At 37.6% G+C, this 14,329-nt stretch carries 19 protein-coding genes and 6 pseudogenes; 16 read left to right on the forward strand and 9 right to left on the reverse strand.

Annotation, left to right across the window (positions count from 1 at the left end):
• Positions 1-471 precede the first annotated feature (471 nt).
• Positions 472-546, forward strand: a pseudogene (locus tag AAZO_RS37700) (DUF4126 domain-containing protein); the annotation flags it as partial.
• A gap of 212 nt (positions 547-758) precedes the next feature.
• On the opposite strand, the gene hemH reads toward AAZO_RS37700, so the two are convergent.
• The gene (hemH, locus tag AAZO_RS09935; protein ID WP_013191153.1) at positions 759-1,922 is read right to left on the reverse strand and encodes a ferrochelatase; all 1,164 of its coding nucleotides are present in this window, start codon (positions 1,920-1,922) and stop codon (positions 759-761) included.
• A 92-nt stretch (positions 1,923-2,014) separates the two neighbouring features.
• Here hemH and AAZO_RS09940 point away from each other — a divergent pair, with 92 nt between their 5' ends.
• On the forward strand, positions 2,015-2,638 hold the full coding sequence (locus AAZO_RS09940) for a class I SAM-dependent methyltransferase (protein WP_013191154.1): 624 nt from the start codon (positions 2,015-2,017) through the stop codon (positions 2,636-2,638).
• Positions 2,639-2,696: 58 nt separating this feature from the next.
• Here the strand turns inward: AAZO_RS09940 and AAZO_RS09945 are convergent.
• Positions 2,697-3,443 (reverse strand): annotated as a pseudogene (locus tag AAZO_RS09945) (hypothetical protein).
• A 1,031-nt stretch (positions 3,444-4,474) separates the two neighbouring features.
• Between AAZO_RS09945 and AAZO_RS26385 the strand changes: the two are divergent.
• Complete coding sequence (locus tag AAZO_RS26385; protein ID WP_049790650.1) at positions 4,475-4,825, forward strand: cadherin repeat domain-containing protein; 351 nt, start codon at positions 4,475-4,477, stop codon at positions 4,823-4,825.
• A gap of 128 nt (positions 4,826-4,953) precedes the next feature.
• Here the strand turns inward: AAZO_RS26385 and AAZO_RS37705 are convergent, their stop codons facing one another.
• Positions 4,954-5,112, reverse strand: coding sequence for a hypothetical protein (locus tag AAZO_RS37705; RefSeq protein ID WP_228371593.1), 159 nt, complete (start codon positions 5,110-5,112; stop codon positions 4,954-4,956).
• Positions 5,113-5,368: 256 nt separating this feature from the next.
• Here AAZO_RS37705 and AAZO_RS26395 point away from each other — a divergent pair, with 256 nt between their 5' ends.
• Complete coding sequence (locus AAZO_RS26395) at positions 5,369-5,836, forward strand: DUF4114 domain-containing protein (protein ID WP_049790652.1); 468 nt, start codon at positions 5,369-5,371, stop codon at positions 5,834-5,836.
• 243 nt (positions 5,837-6,079) lie between these two features.
• Here the strand turns inward: AAZO_RS26395 and AAZO_RS09955 are convergent, their stop codons facing one another.
• On the reverse strand, positions 6,080-6,499 hold the full coding sequence (locus tag AAZO_RS09955) for an NUDIX hydrolase (protein ID WP_013191157.1): 420 nt from the start codon (positions 6,497-6,499) through the stop codon (positions 6,080-6,082).
• Positions 6,500-6,800: 301 nt separating this feature from the next.
• Here AAZO_RS09955 and AAZO_RS09960 point away from each other — a divergent pair, with 301 nt between their 5' ends.
• On the forward strand, positions 6,801-6,986 hold the full coding sequence (locus tag AAZO_RS09960) for a hypothetical protein (protein WP_013191158.1): 186 nt from the start codon (positions 6,801-6,803) through the stop codon (positions 6,984-6,986).
• 377 nt (positions 6,987-7,363) lie between these two features.
• Positions 7,364-8,172: pseudogene (locus AAZO_RS09965) on the forward strand (NAD(P)H-binding protein); the annotation flags it as partial.
• A gap of 9 nt (positions 8,173-8,181) precedes the next feature.
• On the opposite strand, the pseudogene AAZO_RS09970 reads toward AAZO_RS09965, so the two are convergent.
• Both AAZO_RS09970 and AAZO_RS09975 read right to left on the reverse strand, forming a co-directional pair.
• Positions 8,182-8,647 (reverse strand): annotated as a pseudogene (locus AAZO_RS09970) (cupin domain-containing protein).
• A 71-nt stretch (positions 8,648-8,718) separates the two neighbouring features.
• On the reverse strand, positions 8,719-9,198 hold the full coding sequence (locus tag AAZO_RS09975) for a transposase (RefSeq protein ID WP_041639826.1): 480 nt from the start codon (positions 9,196-9,198) through the stop codon (positions 8,719-8,721).
• Positions 9,199-9,461: 263 nt separating this feature from the next.
• On the opposite strand from AAZO_RS09975, the gene AAZO_RS29690 reads away from it, so the two are divergent.
• The 5 genes from AAZO_RS29690 to AAZO_RS35220 all read left to right on the forward strand — a co-directional run bounded on the left by AAZO_RS29690 (position 9,462) and on the right by AAZO_RS35220 (position 10,508).
• Positions 9,462-9,662 (forward strand): hypothetical protein, encoded by a 201-nt coding sequence (locus AAZO_RS29690; RefSeq protein WP_081462747.1) that lies wholly within the window; start codon positions 9,462-9,464, stop codon positions 9,660-9,662.
• Entirely contained in the window at positions 9,635-9,841 is a 207-nt protein-coding gene (locus AAZO_RS29695; protein ID WP_081462748.1) for a helix-turn-helix domain-containing protein, read from the forward strand. Before AAZO_RS29690 ends, AAZO_RS29695 begins: the two co-directional genes overlap by 28 nt.
• Positions 9,842-9,936: 95 nt before the next feature.
• Complete coding sequence (locus AAZO_RS09990; protein WP_081462749.1) at positions 9,937-10,242, forward strand: hypothetical protein; 306 nt, start codon at positions 9,937-9,939, stop codon at positions 10,240-10,242.
• Complete coding sequence (locus AAZO_RS37710) at positions 10,239-10,370, forward strand: transposase (protein ID WP_228371594.1); 132 nt, start codon at positions 10,239-10,241, stop codon at positions 10,368-10,370. Before AAZO_RS09990 ends, AAZO_RS37710 begins: the two co-directional genes overlap by 4 nt.
• Positions 10,371-10,508 (forward strand): hypothetical protein, encoded by a 138-nt coding sequence (locus AAZO_RS35220; protein ID WP_187289637.1) that lies wholly within the window; start codon positions 10,371-10,373, stop codon positions 10,506-10,508.
• Positions 10,509-10,775: 267 nt separating this feature from the next.
• On the opposite strand, the gene AAZO_RS41205 is transcribed toward AAZO_RS35220, so the two are convergent.
• Together AAZO_RS41205 and AAZO_RS09995 are read right to left on the reverse strand one after the other, a co-directional pair.
• Positions 10,776-10,904 carry a hypothetical protein gene (locus AAZO_RS41205; RefSeq protein WP_266886486.1) on the reverse strand — a complete coding sequence of 43 codons (129 nt, stop codon included), beginning with the start codon at positions 10,902-10,904 and terminating at the stop codon, positions 10,776-10,778.
• Between the two features lie 216 nt (positions 10,905-11,120).
• Positions 11,121-11,842 (reverse strand): annotated as a pseudogene (locus AAZO_RS09995) (cysteine hydrolase family protein).
• Between the two features lie 254 nt (positions 11,843-12,096).
• On the opposite strand from AAZO_RS09995, the gene AAZO_RS10000 reads away from it, so the two are divergent.
• The 5 genes and pseudogenes from AAZO_RS10000 to AAZO_RS10015 all read left to right on the forward strand — a co-directional run bounded on the left by AAZO_RS10000 (position 12,097) and on the right by AAZO_RS10015 (position 13,962).
• Complete coding sequence (locus tag AAZO_RS10000; protein ID WP_013191159.1) at positions 12,097-12,294, forward strand: hypothetical protein; 198 nt, start codon at positions 12,097-12,099, stop codon at positions 12,292-12,294.
• A 35-nt stretch (positions 12,295-12,329) separates the two neighbouring features.
• A pseudogene (locus AAZO_RS29700) lies at positions 12,330-12,533 on the forward strand (helix-turn-helix domain-containing protein); the annotation flags it as partial.
• A gap of 730 nt (positions 12,534-13,263) precedes the next feature.
• Positions 13,264-13,392, forward strand: coding sequence for a hypothetical protein (locus AAZO_RS41210; RefSeq protein ID WP_266888944.1), 129 nt, complete (start codon positions 13,264-13,266; stop codon positions 13,390-13,392).
• Between the two features lie 60 nt (positions 13,393-13,452).
• Entirely contained in the window at positions 13,453-13,731 is a 279-nt protein-coding gene (locus AAZO_RS37715; protein WP_081462751.1) for a hypothetical protein, read from the forward strand.
• Positions 13,732-13,746: 15 nt separating this feature from the next.
• On the forward strand, positions 13,747-13,962 hold the full coding sequence (locus tag AAZO_RS10015) for a hypothetical protein (protein ID WP_013191160.1): 216 nt from the start codon (positions 13,747-13,749) through the stop codon (positions 13,960-13,962).
• Between the two features lie 78 nt (positions 13,963-14,040).
• On the opposite strand, the gene AAZO_RS10020 is transcribed toward AAZO_RS10015, so the two are convergent.
• A complete protein-coding gene (locus AAZO_RS10020) occupies positions 14,041-14,307 on the reverse strand; it encodes a hypothetical protein (RefSeq protein ID WP_041639830.1) in 267 nt (88 codons plus the stop codon).
• Between the last annotated feature and the right edge of the window lie 22 nt (positions 14,308-14,329).

Raw genomic sequence — 14,329 nt, forward strand, 5'->3', positions numbered from 1 at the left:
ATTTACGCCGTGCTCTAGTAGTAGTCTGTCAACCCAAAAATGATCTGTGAAGGTAAGCAGGGGATGCAGGGGAAGAATAGAAATTTAGCGATCGCTCACCAACATCCCAACCCTTGATCCTGCGTTGTTCATTCTTAATAAAACTAAATTCCTTAAAGTCCCCCTTAAAAAGGGGGACTTTAAGGGGATAGCAAAGTTGTTGATACATCATGAGGGACTTTTAAAACATCCTCTAACCCACATTCAGCACTTCAACAAGTAGCATGAATTAACTACATCTACAGTTAATGAAAAGCTATTGTTTTTAACAATCAAGTACTAATAAAAAATAAATTATGCACGCAAAAATACTCAAGTTAAGACAAATACTCTAATTTATTTTTATAATTCCCATAATTAAAAATTTAAAATAGTCCTTCTATTTACCCAACGATTAAAACTATATACATACAAATTTATACATGAAACATTGCCGTCGATTCTCCCCGTTCAGGAGGATTGATTGCTTTAATTCTGCTCTGGTTCGCAATTCGTAGTGCTAAATAGTGGTATGAGTGGTACTGGCAAAATCGTCGTCAGTAGAAGGGTGTAGGGTATGGGGACAAAGAAGAAGGGAAAAGCGAAAATAAAATCTTTTTAACCTTCTCCCAAACCAACTAATAACTTTTAGATTGTGTTTTCTGAGTAGTATTAGGTAGGGGATAGGGTGTGAGGCAAGAAAATTTTCCCCTTTCCCCTTAAGCGTTCTCTTTTTGGTGTTAGAGAATCCCTATAACATGAAGTAAACCCCTACCAGTAACTATCTCGATAATTAAGGCGATAAAACCTAGCATGGCTATGCGACCATTCCAGACTTCGGCGCTAGTTGTCAATCCCCATTCCCAACGTTCTTGGGGATACATTTTTACCCTTTTTTTCATTTGGGTGACTTGGGACAGTTTAAGGCTAGGTTTTCCTAGGGACTCTATTACCAAGTCTGCCAATGCTTTAATAAATACCGGATGAGTGTTGGGTGCAGCAGCGCGACGGAAGTTTTGAATTCCTGCTTCTTCAGCTATTTCTCGATATTCAATATCAATTTCTTGCAGAGTCTCGATGTGTTCAGAAACAAAACTAATCGGTACAACTATCAAATCTTGGACACCTTTTGCGCCTAGTTCTTTCAGGGCCTCCTCAGTATAAGGTTGCAGCCACTCTACTGGGCCAACGCGACTTTGATAAGCTAGTATGTGGGGATTAGGGCGATTGAGGGTTTCCATAATTAGGTGAGTACATTCCTCAATCTCTTGCTGATAAGGATCTCCTGCTTCTACAACATAGCTTTTTGGCACACCGTGGGCGCTAAAGAATATATGCACCTGATCTGGTTCAGGAAATTGATTAAGTTGTTCAATGATCAGTTCCGCCATTGCTTGCAGGTAGCCTGTTTGTTTGTACCAGGAAGGAATAACGGTGTATTCAAGGGGCTGAAGTTTGGGATTTTCTTGCCAAAGTCTTTCCAACAGCCGGAAGCTAGAACCACTGGTGCTGATGGAAAATTGTGGGTAAAGTGGCAGAATTACCAGTTTTTCGATGTTATCTTGTGCCAGTTGAGCGATCGCTTCTTCTGTATAAGGATGCCAATAACGCATTCCCACATAAATCTTGGTTTCTTTACCCATCGCATCCAGTTGTGCTTTTAAGGCTTCCCCCTGCTCTTCTGTAATGCGCCGCAGTGGTGAACCACCACCTATGTGCTTATAATTTCCCTGTGATGTTTTTTCTCGTCGCGTAGCAACAAACCAAGCCAATGGCTTTTGCATCCAACGAAATGGTAGGCGAATAATTTCGGGATCAGAAAACAGGTTATATAAAAACGGACCGACATCCTCTAATTTATCGGGTCCTCCGAGATTGAGTAATAATACGCCTACACGACCCATAGCAGTTACTTTCCCCCAACCTTGCAGATTTTTTACTAATGTTAACAATATATCTTTATTAGAGATAAAGCTTTATTAGCAGGAAATATGCAATGGCCACAATTTTGAGAGACTGGAGTTACCGTTATCAGTGGCTATATGATGGTATCTCCCGTTTAGCAGCCTTGAGTGTGGGGGGTGAAGGGCATTTCCGCCAACTAGCCCTACAAGGCTTAACCCTGCACTCAGATATACAAATCCTAGATTTATGTTGTGGTAGCGGACAAGGGACAGAATTTTTGGTGAAATTATCACAAAATGTTACAGGACTGGATGCTTCCCCATTATCTTTACAACGGGCGCGTCAAAATGTCCCGAATGCTACTTATGTGGAAGCTTTTGCAGAAGATATGCCTTTTACAGATAGTTTATTTGATGTGGTACATACTAGCGCCGCTTTACATGAGATGGAGCCGGAACAATTGCGAAAAATCATTCAAGAAGTTTATCGGGTATTAAAGCCAGGAGGAGTATTCACTTTGGTAGATTTGCATCCTCCCACAAACCCTATTTTTCGGCCAGGTTTATCAGTTTTTTTCTGGTTGTTTGAAACGGAAACTGCTTGGGAGTTTTTGAAAACTGATTTACCTGGTTTGTTGCGAAAAAATGGGTTTGAGGTAAATGCACCAAGTTTATATGCTGGTGGTAGTTTACAGGTAATTCAAGCCAGGAAATAGGGAAGTCAGGAGTCGGGAGTCAGGAGTTTAGAAGGGTGATAACTGATAACTGATTCCATTAAGCCGATTTAAAAAATCCAATAATCTCGCTGACGTGATCGAGAAATTGTCCATCGCTGGAGAGTTGTGTGATCGCATTTCTGGCTTCTCTCGATAAACGCTCATCTTCTGTTTGGTTTGTAGCTCTTAATTCTCCTAAACCAGCAATAATACGAGCTAACTCTTGTCGTGTTTCTTCGCTAAATCTTTAGTTGTTAGCTGCTAAAGAATATGGTTGTTCTAGATTCCGTTTACCTTCTAAAGATTGCCTTTTTTGTTCTATTTAATAAAAACGGTTACGCAGTTCCAAAATACCTTCACGAGGATAGGTAAAAGCTTGACAAATCATTCTCAACCTCGCATATGAATATTCATAGATGCTAATTGCTGGAAGCAATAAGGTTAATAACAAAGCTGCACCAGAACTGATATATCTAACAGCACTAATTTCCGTGGCTGCTAGAATATACAAAGCTATAATTGACATTAAGTGTAAACCAATAGCCCACCAGAGAGCTCCCTTGGCTAAAATACTCACATACTTAATTTGTTTCTCATCTACAGGAATATTTTTTTTAATTGATTCAGCAGCTTCTGCTAAAACTTCTTTAGCCTGAAAATGGACATTCCACGGAACTGTCACAATTACCAATAGCCACCAAAAACTAGCACCACCAATTACCCAATTGAGAAAGTTACCAGCAGCTATATGAAACCATTGTAAAACACCAAAAGCTACTAATACTACTACTATGATCCCCACAATTTAACTCATAACAAAGTTCAAATACATCTGATTTGATCTCCCATAAAAATCTTAGCTCTCTCATGACTAGACGTTAAGTATGTTACTAGTAATATTGTGCTGCTTTTTCCACTAACATATCCTACTTAGGCGCTTTCAACTGTCAGAAATTATCATCGTTATTTCAGTAAAATCTTGGCAAATTCACCCTATTTGTGGGAATCCTCAGTCCTAATCATAAAAACCAAACTCAGTATCTCCAGTACTCTTTGTTTAAACTTTCTAGAGACTTGACAAGTAATAGTACAAGATATAGCATATAATTGTGTTGGCTATTTAATGAAAAGCTTATTAGTTAATACAACCAAAAATTAAACCCCAGGAAACCAGTATAAACTTCAGGATCTTGGTAAGTTTGTTTTGGTAGGTTAGTTGGGGTTTCATCGGAAAAACACCATGTCTGATCAGACATGGATGATCATGATTTGCAGTAGCAAATAGCTTTTGCTTCTACCATATCCCAGTTTGGGTAATTGAATCAGAGTTGGGTACTTGAATCAGAATCTAGGTTTTATTTTGCATAGATTTTAACCCGGATTTTCCTCATACCCATTGCAATACATATTAAACTCTGACTTCTTAACCACCGTACAGAGAGCAATTTTAACGCAGATTAACAGTGGGATTAACTCATATCCCTATTGGTACTTATAGCAACTCTGGCTGCTTCACTTCTACAGCCTGGACAAACTTCCTCACGCAGATTAATCGCGGAATGTGGGATCTATCCTCCACAGCGATTCATATCAACTCTGGCTACTGATAGCACAGAGAAATTTCCTCATGGAGATTAACTGCAAAGATGAGCCGATTACAAAGCAACAGTACATAACTTTACTTAGATCCTAGTTGCTGGTGCTGGTAATAATAGTTTCTTCACTATTGATGGTGAAAGTCGGAAAATTAACGCCTCTCCTAATTTTGAAACCAAATCGAGTTATGTACTTCTGGTCAAAACGACAGATCAAGGTGGACTGTATTATGAAAAAGAGTTGACTATCAATATCAATGACATTGACGAAATAGGCACAAATATAGCACCGACAGATTTAACATTAACTATCACGTCCATTGATGAGAATGTTGACTCAGAAACAGTAATTAGTATATTTCTCACTACTGACCAGAATACAGGTGATACTTTCACATACAACTTAGTCGCTGATGAGGATTATCCAGATAATACTGTCTTCACCATTGATGGTGAAAATCTGAAGATCAACGCCTCTCCTAATTTTGAAACCAAGGTGACCTACAACATTAATGTTAAGATAACAGATGCTGATGGACTCTGTTTTACTAAAGACTTAACTATTAATATTAATGACATTGACGAAAATTGAACCCCTAAAGATGGAGGACTTTCGACAACTAAAATCCTCAAACTTAGTGATGATTTTCTTAAAAAAATCAGCTAAAATAGCAGGGCTAGACTTAAAGTTACAATAGCTGAAAATAGTTTTAGTGATGTTCATGAATTAGTAGCATTTGCTGTTGATGATGCTTCTGGAACAATTGATGGTATCGCCCCTGGTGAAGCTGGATATACTGGAGCAGCTTTAGAAAAAAGCGAGATTATTTTCTCTAAAATTTCTAAAATTACCAGCCAGTTTGATACTAGCAGCCTCAACAGGCTATTAGAATTTAATGCCAATACTAACTTGATATTCTACTTAGTAGAAAATAGATCAACTCATTCTGTAACAGCTGCTAGGACTCCTATTTCCAACATGATTTTTTCTAAGTCCTCAACTCTCCAAATTAGCAACTTAGGCGATGATGATTTCTCTCTTGGTTGGCAGGATACTTCTACTAATTATTCGGACTTATAGGATTTAGTTGTTAATATTCTAGCTACAGATAATCATTTAACTCTAGGTACAGGATTGCAAGATTCTCCTAAAGGAAAAAATATTGATTTATGGAATGTTACTGGTTTGGTAAATACTGAGTTTACAGTCTACCGAGAAGCAGCCTTTGATAACTATATCGGCTTCTATAAAGTAACTGATCAAAATGGTGGGATTGATATCAATGGTGATGGTACTCCTGATATTCTTCCTGGAGAAGCTGGCTATACTCAAGCTGCGGTTAATAAGGATTTAAGCAATCTAGGTTTGAGTGTAAGTAATAGTCAAGCAGCGACTTCTAAAAGTACGTTAGAAGGTGGTAACATCTATGTAGCATTTTTGATTATTAATAGTAAACCCGATGCTGTTATTGATAGTAGTACCAAGAATTATCCAGCAGTTCACTTGACATTCTTAGGTGCTAATTCTGATCAAGTAGATCATGTCCATCTTTTAGGAGATAATATTTTGGGTTTTGAAGATTTAACAAATGGTGGTGATTAAGATTTCAATTATCTTGTAGTCAAGTTTGATTTGGAAACCATCGTTTATAACTCAAAAGATAGGGGTAATTCATGAATTACCTCTAGAGGATTGGATTTTTAGTTTTTAGTTTTTAGGTAAGCATTCAGCTATCAAATATCACCAGTCAGCTTTTTCATGCTAACGCCAAAAATATCTATTTGATAATTAACCGACTTCTCAAAAATTCTGACTCCTAACTCCTGAATTCTTACGTTTTTAATTTTAGATTTTTACTTGGTTTTGTGAGGTCTGCAAAATCCTTTTAAGAGAATTTTCTTTAACAATCATGGCAGCATGATTAATATCTAACCAGATCCTTTCTCGTTGGGTTGCTTCTGTCCAATTTTCTAATACTTGTTCTACTGGCAATAAAAATAGACCTACTCGATAAATATTACCGCCTTTACAATATTGATAAACGCCGATTTTCTCAGTATTTACTTGACCAACAACTCCTGCTTCTTCCCAGGCTTCTTTAGCTGCTGAATCAGGTAGAGTCATGCCTTTACAAACACCTCCTTTGGGTATTACCCAACTTTGGCATTTACGGGTGGTAATCAATAAGATTTCAATTTTTCCATCTCTCACACGATATGGAATTACTCCTGATTGTTTGCAGATTTTGTTGGTTTTTCGGCTCATAGGAGTATATTCCTGATAGATTAACCTCTAGATTGTGATAATTTTGTGAGCAGTAGGCTAATGCCTATTACTATGTCGGCCATTTTGACTATAAATTCATTGCTCTTGCTTACATCTTTCACTTAGTTAACTGGTTATTCAGTATAATATTTAACGAAATTAGATTATTTGTCCTGACTCATGCAAAATTTACAAGATTACTGTCTGGTAATTACAGGGCAGTTTTCACTATATCTTTCGACTATGTTAATCACAAATAATTCATAAAAATAGCCATATTGGTAATGAAATAGCGTAATCGATGGAACTCAAACTACAAACATTTTGGTTAATTAAACAGGAGAAACAGCGATACCTTCGTTCCGCTTCACTATCCCACCAAATAATTACTGGAGGAGTTATTTTACGAGATGGACAAGTATCCATTGCTAGAGGTTTGCCAAATTCCAGTTATGCTAATTTCCCATCTTTATATTCTTCTCAATAACTCCAAGACAAAAGGGATAGATAGTTAGTATTTGATCAACAGTGTCTAGATGGATATAATCTCAATACTTTGCAGCTAATTAGGAAAAAATATGTCACAGGTATTAGCGGAACTGTTGTAGTTGCAGTAGGATACTTTTTTTAAAGTTGTGGTGGTATGGCTATTATACAATAACTGGGTGAAGTTACTTCAACTGCTTGGTATACTGGAGGCTGGGAACAAATCGAATTGATTCATGGACACAATGGTAAAGCTCAAATTGTGATGGATGTTTAAATTAAGATGAAATCTTATAGGATTTGTATTTGATTTCTGCAATTACTCAATATTAAAAAATGATGGCTAGGATAGAACTTTCCAGAGAAGATGTTGTATGAGTTGCTAGTGCTACTGGTGGTGTTGGATAACTTGTAGTCAGCAAATTACTAGAAAAAGGTTTGTCAGTTCGCATTCTCACACGAAATGCACAAAAAGCCGCAGAGATATGCAATCAAAAAGTTGAAATTGCTGTTGGTGATATCCGTGAACTAAATACCTTACCAGCAGCAATGTCAAACATCAGTTATATCATTTGCTATACTGGAAAGACTGCTTTTGCCTCTGCGAGATGGGAATTTGATTCACCTCCTAACATGATCGAATGGGGACTTGCTTTATTTGACCCTCAATCAATAGAAAATAAAGCCGAAAATACACCTTATAAACTTGATTACTAAGCTGGTATAAACCTAGTTGCAGCAGCACCTAAAAATCTAAAGAGGTTCGTTGTTATTTCTTCCTGCGGTTTTTTTAGAAAAAATCAATTTCCTTTTAATATTATTCATTGCTTTGGTATCCTAGATGCCAAACAAGAGGGAGAAGACGCCATTATTAATTCAGGAATTCCTTACACAATCATCCGTCCTGGACGTTTAATTGATGGACTGTTTACTTCCTAGGATCTGAATACCTTAACAAAGGCAAAAACATCAGGTAAGTTAGGGGTATTAGTGGGTAGTCGTGATTCTCTTGCAGGAGAAGCCAGCCGGACTGATGTTGCTGGGGCTTGTGTAGAAAGTTCATTTTATCCAAGTTCTAATGGACAAGTTTTTGAACTTCTAATGGATAGGTTTTTGAACTAGTTAATCAAGGAACAAAACCACCTGTAATTGATTGGGAACAGCGTTTATTGCAGATCAATCAGTAATACCTGATTTCACACAAAGCTAAAGGAATCTGATCTTTCTAAAACAGACATATCTTCAGCATCTAATTCGACAGTTATACCACTAAGAATTAATCCTCAGAATCTTCATTTGGAACCATAATTGTCAGCGTGTAAAGACGAGTGTTACCAGTATTTCTAATCAAATGAGTACCTGTAGGTGGAACTAATAAACTATCTCCAGCTTTGATAGGTACTTTTTACCATCACAAATATCAACGCCTTCTCCTTTGAGGATGAAAAACATTTCTAATGCCCATTGATGAAGATTTGGTGGCGTTTGTCCACTCACATCAAATATTTCCACACAACAAGTTAAGGAAGCATTACCATTTGTGGAATCAAAGATAATTACTAACAGATTAGAGTCACAGGTGCTAATGCGGTATGCTTGGTAATCTTTGGGAGATTTGATAACCGGAACTACACCAGGAAATGAGTGGAGGTCATAACTAATTCAAAATTCAAAATTCAAAAGTATTAATATATTCCCATCTTTTACTACTATTTTCTGCTTATACCAATTCTCTATGAGGCTGCACAGAATAAAGCTTGGTGAAACAGAGCTTCAAGGATGAAATCATAACTAGTCAAAGAGGAGATGACCTTAGAAGATAATTGAGCTAATTCATGTTGAACTCGTTGACGCAATTGGTTGAGATGTGAGAAACTTTCACCTTTGAACTGACGTTTAATAAACTCCCATAATCGCTCCATGGGGTTAAGTTGAGGAGAGTGAGATGGTTGAAAAATGGGAATAATATTTTCAGGGCAAGACAGTGCCAAAGCTTGGTGTGCAGAAGCTTGATCCATCTGCATTAATGCCATATCAGAACCTAATTCTTGAGATAGGACATCCAAGAATTTCTGAAAATTTTCACTGTTTAGATGAGGATATTCCTGACAAAAATGCCATCCAGAGGTGGGTTCAACAACTCCATAAAGCCAAAATGCTTTTCGTGGCCACTGCACCCTCACTACAGGTTTAACATCACGAGCCGTAATCACTCACTCCTCCAGTTTCGGTCTTCAAACCTAATCTGGTTTCATCCTGGCACAGGTAACGCAGTCGTTTTCCCCCACCCAATAGTTTCTCTAAAGCTACCAAGGCAAGGGGGATGTTTTTTTTAAAAAGGTTTATAGCTTGCTCATCTTGTGATGAGCTGATGGGTCGAGGTACTTTCAATTTTGCCCCTAGTTTGTAGGGCACTAAGGCAATGTTGCTGGGTAAGCCCCTCTAATTGATAAATTAGTCAAAAAAGGGGTTGACCATGGCAAAAAAGTATGTTGTAGATTTAAGCGAAGAGGAAGTTTTACAACTGCAAGCAATCCTCAAAAAAGGAAAGCACAAAGCAAGAAGTATAACCCGTGCAAACATTCTTCTAATGGCACCTGAGGCAGAAACGGACACGGCGCTGCCGCAGTTCGAGTTCATGTTGCCACGGTGGAAAGGACAAGAGAAAAGTTTGTGATTGGTGGATTAGAGTTCGCTTTAAAGGATGGGGAAAATCCACCAAAACCCAAAAAATTAGATGAAAAACAAGAAGCATTTTTGATTGCGACTGCTTGTTCTAATCCACCAGGAGGAAGAGTGCGTTGGACAATGCAATTATTAGCGGAGCATTTAGTGAAGGTTGGTATCATAGATTGAATCTCAGACGAAACAATACACCAAACTCTAAAAAAGATGAAATTAAACCGTGGTTAACAGAACAGTAGTGTATTCCCGAAGTTAACCCAGAGTATGTGTTCAGAATAGAAGATGTTTTAGATTTGTACAATGAGCCATATGATCCGAAAAAACCTATACTCTGCCTATATGAAGGCCCATATCAATTATTAGAAGAAGTAAGACTTCCTTTGCCACCAGAACCACATCAGCCTAAAGGTTATGGTTGTGAGTATAAACGCAATGGTGTTGTAAATCTATTTGGCTTTTTTGAACCAATAGCCGGGTGGAGGCATATTGAAGTTACACAACGTCGGACAAAAGCTGATTTTGCTAAACAATTAAAAGATTTAGTAGATGTTTATTACCCCAAGCTGATGTGATACCTTTACTTGTTGATAACCTAAACATTCATACTCCAAGTGTTTTATATGAAGTTTTCTCTCCACAAGAAGCACGCCGCATTATTCAGGAATTAGAGTTCCACTATACTCCTAAACACGCTTGTTAGTTGAATCAAGTAGAAATTGAATTATCAGTTTTATCTTGCCAATGCTTAGAACGACGTATTCCTAATGTAGAAATATTATCCTCTGAAATTGCTACTTGGGAGTCACAGCGTAATCAACAAAAACCCAGTGTTTATTGAGGTTTTAAAACCAAGGATGCACGTAAAAAAATGCAGCGTTTATATCCGAGCATTTAACCTAGCAAAATTGCCTTGGCAGACTACTAGTTTGTAGGGCACTAAACTGTAAACTGTCTTGTATTTGACTTGGACGTGCCATTCTTGCTCTAGCCATTCCACAATTTGCCTATAACTGCTAAACCCTTGGGGGGATTCTAACTTTGATATTAGTTGTGATAGCATTTCACCTTGTATTAAAGGAGTTGCCCCAGGCGCAGTTTTTACCTCTCAAAGAGAAGATAGTCCTCCTTTTCCATACCTTTGTAACCATCCTGTTATTGTTGACCCATCTCTGCCCAATCTTCGGCTCACTTCTTGATGCTGGGTTACTTGTTCTATTTTTATCCACCACAGCATTTGTAAACGTTATTTGTCTAATGCTATCCGCGCATTTTTCAGGCTTTTTGACAAATACTCAGCACTTTCTTGAACTTCTAGATTGAAAGGGCGTGCCATTGCTTCCTCATGAGTCTTTATCTTCCATGTTCTTTATTCTACAGTTCTATCTACACTCATTTAGACTTGGTATAAGGCTGTAAAAATTGTCGAGGAATTTGTGACAAATCCGAAGCATTATTTAAGGTTGTACAAAGTTGCTAACCAATAATATTCTGGTGAAGTTGTGGCTGTACAATCTTATAATAAGATACAGTCGTATCCTAAAAAATTAGCATCACAAAAGGTTGTGAAAATACATTGATCGGTATTAACTCCAGCAAATAATAAGTATTGTCGTTGTTCCTAAGTTCCGGAGAATACTATCTAAGGGTGTATCCCAAAACCCACTTATGCGATATTTCTCAATGAGAATATCATCCGGTAGTTGTTCGAGTTCATCTACTACCACAGCAGCCTAACTAGCTGCCATAAGCACCTTAGCTCCATTTTTAGGTAGACGAGCACTTAATCCTACACTTTCCCCAGTGGAATTATAAACATGCAGTAAACCGCCGCTAATATTCCATAAGTTAGGGCAATTTCCCCAGTTTAGCCAAATTATAGGTACAGCAAACGCCCGCAGTTGTGGTAATACTTTTTGTAAAGGTTCTATTGGTTTGCGTGCAGGGCAAACATATACATCAATAATGTGACAAGCAACCATCAGGTTGACAGAAATCATTTTGCATATCAATAACAATGATGGCGGTTTTTGCTAAGTCGATACGCAGGATTTTGGTTTCTGTTAAGAAAATAACAGGTTGTGGAGTCTTTTGAGGATGAGTAATATCTGCAAAGGTCTGATTTACTCCCTGAGCATTGGGGTAAACGCCTAATATTCCTAATGACAGATTCATAAATTTTCAACACCCAACATTATTGTCTCCTTTGTACCTTGAAATTCTGTTGTGTGTTCATTTCCTTAATTAAGGTTAAGATATTAAATTTCCCTACCAAAGTGAAAAATCTGTTCACCTGTCAAACTTAACTTAAGGAAGAGAGAGGAAAATAACTGATAACCTTTCCCCAAACCTATTTAGAACTTTCAGGTTCACAAACAGATTAGTATTAATTGTCACATACAATAAATTTTCATTATGGTTAAACACTTATGAACTGGACTATTAATAACGCTTTAATTCCTCTTAAAAATGGTTACGCCACTTTAGATGTACAGGTTGTGGATACTATGATCGGTACCATTCTACCAAATTTAGAGGTGATTGGCACAGAAATTGATGGTGAAAATAAACTTTATTACCTGGTTTTATCAATGCCCATACCTATTCTTCGGAGTTATTTAACCTGAGAACGGCGGAAGTACCATAGGAAGTAAAAGATAGAGCCGAAGTCATCAGATTAAATGCAGCAGGGTGGTTTGTAGAAAAAATAGCAGATTACTTTCATTGGGGAGAGAAAACAGTCAGACAAGTGTTGCACAAGTGGAATAAGCAGGGAATACAGGGATTATGGGAATTACCAGGTAGAGGTGTACAGCTAAAGTTGAAGGAAGTTGACATCGAGATATTTGGAAAGAAAGATGCTTAAAGGAAGAACCAAGAACCTATAAGAGTCAGCAACTAGTAGAAAAACTAAAAAAAGAGCGAGAACTCAAAGTTAGTACCAACACAATCAAAAGCCTACTCAAAAAAAGGGGGTGATATGGAAACGAGTCAGAATTAGTCATAGAGCAAAATAAGATCTAGTTATTCGTGCAAATAAACAAGCAGATATAGAGATGTTAGAACTAGTTACAGCTAGTGGAGAAATAGACTTAAAGTATTTGGATGAATCAGGATTTTCACCTTGGAGTGAGTCAGGGTACACGTACTACCCAAGGGGGTGACAAAAAAGGGTTGAAGAAACACAGAGACGTGGACGCAGAATTAGCACTATTGGTTTATTTCAACCGTTAATTAGTTTTATTGATGGTTTGGTAATTGGGGGAGTTAAGCGTTCTTCTGACATCAAGATCATGGAATATTACATCAAGATGATGGAACAAGAAGCACTCCAACCAACAGAAACTGGATAAATGAGAGTCAAATAGCCATTCATCAGCTTCGATTAACTTTCCATCGCATAATAATCTAGAGCATGATTAACTGTTTCTAATTCTTGGCGCACAAGAGGAAAGCAATTTGATAGCAATGATAGAATCCTTAGCGTATAAGCTCAATAACTAGGGGTAAGAGAAAAAAATGAAAAGTTGAGCGTGGCACACAGGGCTTTATAAAAACAGGGCTTTATAAAAACAGGGCGTTATAAAACATGAGACATGAGGCAGAAAATTTTAGCAAAAGACTTATCACAAACAGAGTTGCTCCAAAGCATTGAGCGAAAAGGAATTGTAGGAGAATTCATGGGTCAGAAAGTAGACATAGTACTGAATCTAATAGAGCAGTAACAATCAGAAGTCAAGGAATTACGGGCAAAAAATCAAGGGTTAAGAGATGAAAATAAGCGATTGAAGGGAGAAAAGGGTCAGCCAGAGATAAAAGCCAAGAATAAAAAAGGCTTCACAAGCAATCACTCATGGGAGAAAGAGCGACAAACGCCAAAAAAGGACAACAAAGGCAGTAAGAAGGCTGGGATTAAAATAGACATAGAAGAAATACTAGAATATCCCCAAGAATTACTGCTAGCAGATACGCAGTTCAAAGGGTATGAAGAAGTAATCATCCAAGACATCATCCTGGCAACCGATAAAGTACTATTCCGGAAAGAGAAATACTACTCACCATGAGAAGGAAAAACCTATTTGGCAGAACCTCCTTGGGGTTATGAGGGAGAATTCGGTCTAGGAATAAAAACCCTGATTATCAGCTTGTACTATGGGGGTAACATGACCCAAGGCAAGTTGTTAGAGTTCCTAGAGGATATTGGCATTTCCATATCAGCAGGCTACTTATCTAATCTACTGATTAAAAACTACAGTGATTTTAAAAGTGAGAAAACAGAAGTATTTTTATACTAAACACTCATAGCAAGCTTAAACACAGGTATCCTTGGGTCCTAAGAAATGGCACATATCTAATGCTGCATTGGCAATTTTTTAAAAGGCTTTTGGTTGTTGGAGTAGCTGAGATAAAACACCCCCACCTCCTTCTGATGCTTCCCAAAATAAGAGATATTTTCCTTCTCCTAATCTTTCTGAGTCCAGTTCATCTGGTTCTAATTTATAAACTTGCTTGAATTCCTGTTCTATTTGTAGGGTGTATTGGAGAGTAGCAATAAAGGCTTCTTTTTTATCTTGCGAGACACTCAAGGGTTCAATGACGAGAATATTACAACCCACAGTCTGCACTTCAGTAAGTAGCATCAATAAACTACATTTACAAGAA

This window comes from 'Nostoc azollae' 0708 (assembly GCF_000196515.1).
GTDB classification, from domain to species: domain Bacteria; phylum Cyanobacteriota; class Cyanobacteriia; order Cyanobacteriales; family Nostocaceae; genus Trichormus_B; species Trichormus_B azollae.